At 71.5% G+C, this 5,908-nt stretch carries 8 protein-coding genes and 2 pseudogenes; 5 read left to right on the forward strand and 5 right to left on the reverse strand.

Annotated elements, in window-relative coordinates; translation table 11 throughout:
- From E1193_RS29375 to E1193_RS29385, 3 genes and pseudogenes are all read right to left on the reverse strand, one after another.
- Window positions 1–467, reverse strand: a pseudogene (locus E1193_RS29375) (Zn-dependent oxidoreductase); the annotation flags it as partial.
- 64 nt (window positions 468–531) lie between these two features.
- Window positions 532–1,710 (reverse strand): NADP-dependent malic enzyme, encoded by a 1,179-nt coding sequence (locus tag E1193_RS29380; RefSeq protein WP_132186414.1) that lies wholly within the window; start codon window positions 1,708–1,710, stop codon window positions 532–534.
- A 140-nt stretch (window positions 1,711–1,850) separates the two neighbouring features.
- Window positions 1,851–2,204 carry a S26 family signal peptidase gene (locus tag E1193_RS29385; protein ID WP_132186415.1) on the reverse strand — a complete coding sequence of 118 codons (354 nt, stop codon included), beginning with the start codon at window positions 2,202–2,204 and terminating at the stop codon, window positions 1,851–1,853.
- Between the two features lie 83 nt (window positions 2,205–2,287).
- Here E1193_RS29385 and sodN point away from each other — a divergent pair, with 83 nt between their 5' ends.
- The 3 genes from sodN to E1193_RS29400 are packed head-to-tail and all read left to right on the forward strand — an operon-like array spanning window position 2,288 to window position 3,524.
- A complete protein-coding gene (gene sodN / locus E1193_RS29390) occupies window positions 2,288–2,692 on the forward strand; it encodes a superoxide dismutase, Ni (RefSeq protein WP_132186416.1) in 405 nt (134 codons plus the stop codon).
- Window positions 2,689–3,120: a GNAT family N-acetyltransferase gene (locus tag E1193_RS29395; RefSeq protein WP_132186417.1), complete on the forward strand. Its 432-nt coding sequence runs from the start codon at window positions 2,689–2,691 to the stop codon at window positions 3,118–3,120. The genes sodN and E1193_RS29395 overlap by 4 nt, the downstream gene beginning before the upstream one ends.
- Window positions 3,117–3,524 (forward strand): ATP-binding protein, encoded by a 408-nt coding sequence (locus E1193_RS29400; protein WP_132186418.1) that lies wholly within the window; start codon window positions 3,117–3,119, stop codon window positions 3,522–3,524. Before E1193_RS29395 ends, E1193_RS29400 begins: the two co-directional genes overlap by 4 nt.
- Before the next feature lie 19 nt (window positions 3,525–3,543).
- Here the strand turns inward: E1193_RS29400 and E1193_RS29405 are convergent, their stop codons facing one another.
- The gene (locus E1193_RS29405; RefSeq protein ID WP_132186419.1) at window positions 3,544–3,933 is read right to left on the reverse strand and encodes a hypothetical protein; all 390 of its coding nucleotides are present in this window, start codon (window positions 3,931–3,933) and stop codon (window positions 3,544–3,546) included.
- Between the two features lie 42 nt (window positions 3,934–3,975).
- On the opposite strand from E1193_RS29405, the gene E1193_RS29410 reads away from it, so the two are divergent.
- Both E1193_RS29410 and E1193_RS29415 read left to right on the forward strand, forming a co-directional pair.
- Complete coding sequence (locus tag E1193_RS29410) at window positions 3,976–4,926, forward strand: diacylglycerol kinase family protein (protein WP_132186420.1); 951 nt, start codon at window positions 3,976–3,978, stop codon at window positions 4,924–4,926.
- 442 nt (window positions 4,927–5,368) lie between these two features.
- Window positions 5,369–5,626: a WhiB family transcriptional regulator gene (locus tag E1193_RS29415; RefSeq protein ID WP_073834718.1), complete on the forward strand. Its 258-nt coding sequence runs from the start codon at window positions 5,369–5,371 to the stop codon at window positions 5,624–5,626.
- 121 nt (window positions 5,627–5,747) lie between these two features.
- On the opposite strand, the pseudogene E1193_RS29420 reads toward E1193_RS29415, so the two are convergent.
- Window positions 5,748–5,908 (reverse strand): annotated as a pseudogene (locus E1193_RS29420) (cobalamin biosynthesis protein CbiX); the annotation flags it as partial.

A 5,908-nucleotide genomic window follows, 5' to 3' on the forward strand; every position in this document is an offset into this window, starting at 1 on the left:
GAGTCGCCCTCGTCCACCCGCCCCTTGGTGGTCAGCATCCGCCACGCGGTCAGCCAGGCCGTCGGCAGGCAGGCCGCGTCGGTCGCCGACAGCCCGGCCGGCAACGGCAGCAGGTTCATCCGGGGTACGGCAACCCGCTCGGCCAGGGTGCCGGGGAAGTGCTCGGAGAGGATGGAGACGCCCCGCGGGTCGCCGGGGGTGGGCACCACCGGGTAGATGACCACCTCACGGCCGTCCGGGTCGGTGCCGACGGCGTCGCAGCCGAGAATCATCGGGAGCTGGTCGGCGGTCAGTCCCACTCCGCGCAGCGACCAGATGTCGTGGTGGTTGAGCGAGCTGGCCCGCACCTGCACGGTGACCCAACTGCCGTCGGGGTGGGTCGGCTCGGGCCGCTCGCCGACGGCGAGCGCGGCGAGCGGGTGGTCGGTGTCGAAGCGGGAGGCACAGGCGGCACGCATGATCGGCACCGTAACAAGGGAAACGGTCGCCAAGAAGGGCCCGGGCGGATCCGCTCGGGCCCTTCTTGACAGGTCAGGCGCGGGCGACGCCGTCGCGCCGGGCCGCCTCGGCCACCGCCTCCGCCACCGCCGGGGCGACCCGGGGGTCGAGCGGGGAGGGCACGATCGCGTCGGCGGTCAGCGACTCGGCCACCACCCCGGCGATCGCGTCGGCCGCGGCCACCTTCATTCCGTCGGTGATCCGGGTGGCCCTGGCGTCCAGCGCGCCCCGGAACACGCCGGGAAAGGCCAGCACGTTGTTGATCTGGTTGGGAAAGTCGCTGCGCCCGGTGGCGACCACCGCCACGTGCCGGGCCGCCACCTCCGGGTGCACCTCCGGGGTCGGGTTGGCCAGGGCGAAGACGATGCCGCCCGGGGCCATCCCGGCCACCGCCTCCTCCGGGATCTCCCCGCCGGAGACGCCGACCAGCACGTCGGCGCCGCGCAGCGCCTCGGTGATGTCGCCCTCGCGTCCCCCGGCGTTGGTGGTCTCGGCCAGGTACGCCTTGGTCTCGGTCAGGTCGGCGCGGTGCCGGCCGATGATCCCCCGGGAGTCGCAGACCACCACCTGCTCCGGGTTGATGCCCCCGGCGACCAGCATGTGGGTGACCGCCACCCCGGCCGCGCCCGCGCCGCTGACCGTCACCCGCAGGTCACCGAGCTTGCGGTGCAGGAGGGTGGCCGCGTTGCGCAGCGCGGCCAGCACGACGATCGCGGTGCCGTGCTGGTCGTCGTGGAAGACCGGGATGGACAACTCCTGGTCCAACCGGCGTTCGATCTCGAAGCAGCGCGGGGCGCTGATGTCCTCCAGGTTGATGCCACCGAAGGACGGCGCGAGCATCCGCACCGCCGTGACGATCTCGTCGGTGTCCTGGGTGTCCAGACAGATCGGTACCGCGTCGATCCCCGCGAACTGCTTGAACAGCACCGCCTTGCCCTCCATGACCGGCAGCGCGGCACGGGGACCGATGTTGCCCAACCCGAGTACGGCCGAGCCGTCGGTGACGACCGCGACGGCGTGCGACACCCACGTGTATTCGTCGACCAGGGCCGGGTCGGCGGCGATCGCCTCGCAGACCCGGGCCACGCCCGGGGTGTACGCGAGGGAGAGGTCCTCCCGGCTGGTCAGCGGGACGGTCGAGGCGACGGCCATCTTGCCGCCGACGTGCAGCCGGAAGACGGGATCAGCGGGATCCACGGTGGACGCAGACATGGTGACTCCAGGATCTGTCGAGCAGATGGAGCGGCCGGCGCGAGGCACGAGGTGAGGCGTCGGCGGCGGCGCGCGGTGCGGGGGTCACCCAGGCACTTTCGGAGTGTAGTCAGACACCTCGTGCCGACATGTGAGCAGGGTCATAACTCCCGCCGGCGAGGCGGGCGACCGGGACGCGGCCAGTAGCGCAGCACCACCCGGCCCAGCACGTCGGCCACGCCGTACGCCCGGGAGTCGTCGGTGACCAGGGCGTTGTCGCCGCGCACCCACCAGCCGCCGTCCTGCGGACGGACCGCGCGCTTGACCACGAGCAGGTCGGGGCGGGTGCGGAAGACCGCGACCACCAGGTCGCCGGGGCGGACGGCCCGGCCGCCGACGCGGACCAGCAGCGCGTCGCCGTGCCGCAGGGTGGGCGACATCGACGGGCCGGTCACCCCGACGGCGGCCAACGGGCGGCGCAGCAGCCCTCCGGGCCCCGGCGGCTCGACCGTCATCAGGTTTCCCCTCCGCCCCTACCGGGGACCTCCCAGGAGTAATGTCGGCTTGGATCATCGCAAACATCCCGTGGAGGACTCTGATGCGACTTCCCCGCATCCTTTCGCCCCGTGTCACCGCCAGCGCCCACTGCGACCTGCCCTGCGGCGTGTACGACCCGGCGCAGGCCCGCATCGAGGCCGAGTCGGTGAAGGCGATCTGCGAGAAGTACCAGGCCAACACCGACCCGGAGTTCCGCACCCGGGCCATCCTGATCAAGGAGCAGCGCGCCGACCTGGTCAAGCACCACCTGTGGGTGCTCTGGACCGACTACTTCAAGCCAGCCCACTTCGAGAAGTACCCGCACCTGCACCAGCTGTTCAACGAGGCCACCAAGCTGGCCGGCGCGGCCGGCGCCAAGGGCGGGACCGACCCGTCGAAGGCCGACGAGCTGCTCCAGAAGATCGACGAGATCTCCAAGATCTTCTGGGAGACCAAGCAGGCGTGAGCCAGGGTTTCCTGCCGTCGATCCGGCCGGCACGTCCCCAGGACGTGCCGGCCGTCGTCGCGATGGTGCACGAGCTCGCCGATTACCAGCGCTGCGCCGACCAGTGCCGGCTGACCGCCGAGCAGCTGACCGTGGCCCTGTTCGGCCCGTCCCCCGCCGTGTTCGGGCACGTGGCGGTCGACGCGGACGACGAGCCGGTGGGCTTCGCGCTCTGGTTGCGCGGCTATCAGCGCCTCGAGTGGTTGATGCGCGAGGGAAATCCGGCCGCCGGTTTCTACGCCACCGTGGGGGCCGTCCCGATGGAGGGGTTGGTGCCGTACCGGCTCGGTGGGCCGGCGCTGCACGCACTCGCCGCGCAGGCGGAGGCGGCCCCCGCCCGGCGGAACGCCTGCGAGGGTAGAGTCCCCGACCGGGGGGATGAGGCGTGACTCAACTGACCGGGCAACCGACGACCGACGACGACGTGGTGCACCTCACCGTGCCCGCCGACGTCGGATACCTCGGTGTGCTCCGCACCGCCACCGCAGGGCTCGCGGCCCGCCTCCAGTTCGCCCTGGACGAGATCGAGGATCTGCGCATCGCGGTGGACGAGGCCTGCGCCATGCTGCTGGCCATCGCCACCCGCGACGCCGAGCTGGAGTGCCGGTTCGCGGTCACCGACGACGCGCTCACCGTCGAGGTGACCGTGCCGGTCGTGCGGGGCGCGGCGCTGCCCTCGGAGTCCTCGTTCGCGTGGAAGGTGCTCGCCGCGCTGACCACCGCCGCCGCCGCCCAGTCGGCCGACGGGCGGGCCACCATCTCACTGCTGACCCGCCGCTCGCCCGGCTACTGACCGTCACCGGGCCGAGGCCTCACCCGAAACCCAGGGACCGGGTCGTGGGCGGGCTGAGCAGCAGCGCGCAGACCCCGACGCCGAGCACCATCAGCGGTACGCCCAGCCAACCCAGCCCGGCCTGGAGCATGAACCAGCCGACCGGCAGCAGCATGAGCTGGAGCACGATCGCCGGTGCCCGGGCACCGGCCCGTCGGCGGGCCAGCGCACCGCCGAGGGCCCAGAGCGCGGCGGCGGCGGCGATCGCGAACCCGGTCACGACGAGCGCCGACAGCAGGTCGGTCCGGGCGGCGGTCAGGTCGGCCCAGATCAGCCAGCCGGCGAGCAGCGCCAGGGCGGCGGCCTCACCCCGCAGCAGCCGTACCGCCCAGCGGAGCGTGTCGGGCACCGGGTCGGAGTCGAGCGTCACGCGGCCACGATACCCGGGAGCGGTCGCGGTACAGTGCCGCCCATGCGGGCCGTCCTGGTGGTCAATCCGAAGGCCACCACCACCAGCGAGCGCAGCCGGGACGTCCTGGTCCGGGCGCTGCGCAGCGAAGTAGACCTGTCGGTGCGGTACACCCGCCGCCGGGGGCACGCCACCGACCTGGCGCGGGAGGCGGCCGAGGAGGGGGTCGACGTCGTCGTCACGCTCGGTGGCGACGGCACGGTCAACGAGGTGGTGAACGGCCTGATGACGGCCGAGCCGCCGACGATCCGCACCGGCGGCGCCCGTGCCGACCGGCTGCCCGCGCTGGCGACGGTGCCGGGCGGCTCGACCAACGTCTTCGCCCGCGCCCTGGGTCTGCCCCGAGAGTGGCCGGAGGGCACCAGCATGATCCTGGAGGGGTTGCGGCTGGGCCGGTCCCGGACGATCGGGTTGGGTCAGGCCGACGACCGTTTCTTCACCTTCTGCGCCGGTTTCGGGGTGGACGCCGCAGTGATCCACCGGGTGGAGCAGGCCCGCAGGCGGGGTCGGGTGTCGACGCCCGCGCTCTACTTCCGCGCCACGTTGGGCCAGTACTTCCTCGACTCGGACCGCCGGCACCCGGCGATCTCCCTGGAGCGCCCGGGCGAGCCCGCCGAGGGCGAGCTGGCGACGGTCATCATCCAGAACTGCGCTCCGTGGACCTACCTCGGCGAGCGGGAGATCAATCCGAATCCCGAGGCGTCCTTCGACCTCGGGCTGGACGTGCTGGCGTTGCGGCAGCTCCGGGTGGCCAGCACCACACGTACGGTGACGCAATTCCTGTCGCGGAACCCGGATCCGCACGGCAAACAGGTGCTGCGGCTTCACGACGTGCCCGAGTTCACCCTGGTCAGCAGCCGCCCGCAGGCCTTCCAGGTCGACGGCGACTACCTCGGCGAACGAGAAAAGGTCAGATTTTCCTCCGTTCCGGAGGCACTGAGAGTAATCTGCTAGGTCTCGGGTAACGCCCTAGGTCGGCGATCGTTACACCGCACGGAGCGGTGGCCGCCGCGGACGGAGGGTGGTGCCGGAAATGTCAGCATTGTCGCGCGGACTGTACTATATTGACTATCGACTGTGGCACGCCGGGTAGCCGGGGGTGCCACAAAGCCGGACAAAAGGGTCGTGAGCTTGCTCACCGTACGGAGTTTTTCCTCGCGGCACCCTTGACATCGACAGCGTTCGTGAAAGTATTCACAAGCGAACTTGAGCTACCGGGACATTGCCAGGAGCGCTCGGCAGGTTGAGCTGTTCCAGCAGGTCCCGGGGCTGAACGAGCCTGCTCACGCATTGCTGAATAGTCGGGCGCGAACCGTTACGACCGGCACTGCGGACGCATATAGGAAAAAGCAACAGCGTTATCTTCCACCCATCCAGAATGAGGAGTGTTGCCGCCATGGACTGGCGCCACGATGCCGTCTGCCGCGACGAGGACCCGGAGCTGTTCTTCCCGATCGGGACGTCCGGTCCGGCCCTCCTGCAGGTGGAGCAGGCGAAGGCTGTCTGCCGGCGCTGCCCGGTGACCGACCAGTGCCTCCAGTGGGCGCTGGAGTCCGGTCAGGACGCCGGCGTCTGGGGCGGGATGAGCGAGGAGGAACGTCGCGCGGTGAAGCGCCGCGGCGGGCTCCGGGTGCTGCGCGCTCACTCCGCCTGACCCACCACACAGAGCTGTACGCCCCGGCGGGTTCCACCCGCCGGGGCGTTACGCTGTCCGCGTTCCGCACCCAGCCGCTGCCAGCCACCGGTCCCACCGTCGATCATGATTGCGGCCCTCGTCACGACGGGACGGACGCGTCCACCCGACGCAGCACCAGATCGGCCAGCTCGGGGGCGTCGGTGAGCGGCCCGCTGACCGCGACCGCACCGGCACCGCACGCCGCCGCCACCACCCCGTCATGGAAGAGCCCCGGCGCCAGGAAGTAGGCCCCCACTGCCA

Origin of the sequence: Micromonospora sp. KC606, from assembly GCF_004348675.1 — a bacterium.
Lineage (GTDB): Bacteria > Actinomycetota > Actinomycetes > Mycobacteriales > Micromonosporaceae > Micromonospora.

Bases quoted from the DNA above. Each gene is read 5' to 3' on its own strand.
- sodN (WP_132186416.1), top strand. From the start codon at position 2,288: ATGCGACTTCCCCGCATCCTTTCGCCCCGTGTCACCGCCAGCGCCCAC.
- E1193_RS29410 (WP_132186420.1), top strand. From the start codon at position 3,976: ATGCGGGCCGTCCTGGTGGTCAATCCGAAGGCCACCACCACCAGCGAG.
- E1193_RS29415 (WP_073834718.1), top strand. From the start codon at position 5,369: ATGGACTGGCGCCACGATGCCGTCTGCCGCGACGAGGACCCGGAGCTG.
- E1193_RS29380 (WP_132186414.1), bottom strand. From the start codon at position 1,710: ATGTCTGCGTCCACCGTGGATCCCGCTGATCCCGTCTTCCGGCTGCAC.
- E1193_RS29385 (WP_132186415.1), bottom strand. From the start codon at position 2,204: ATGACGGTCGAGCCGCCGGGGCCCGGAGGGCTGCTGCGCCGCCCGTTG.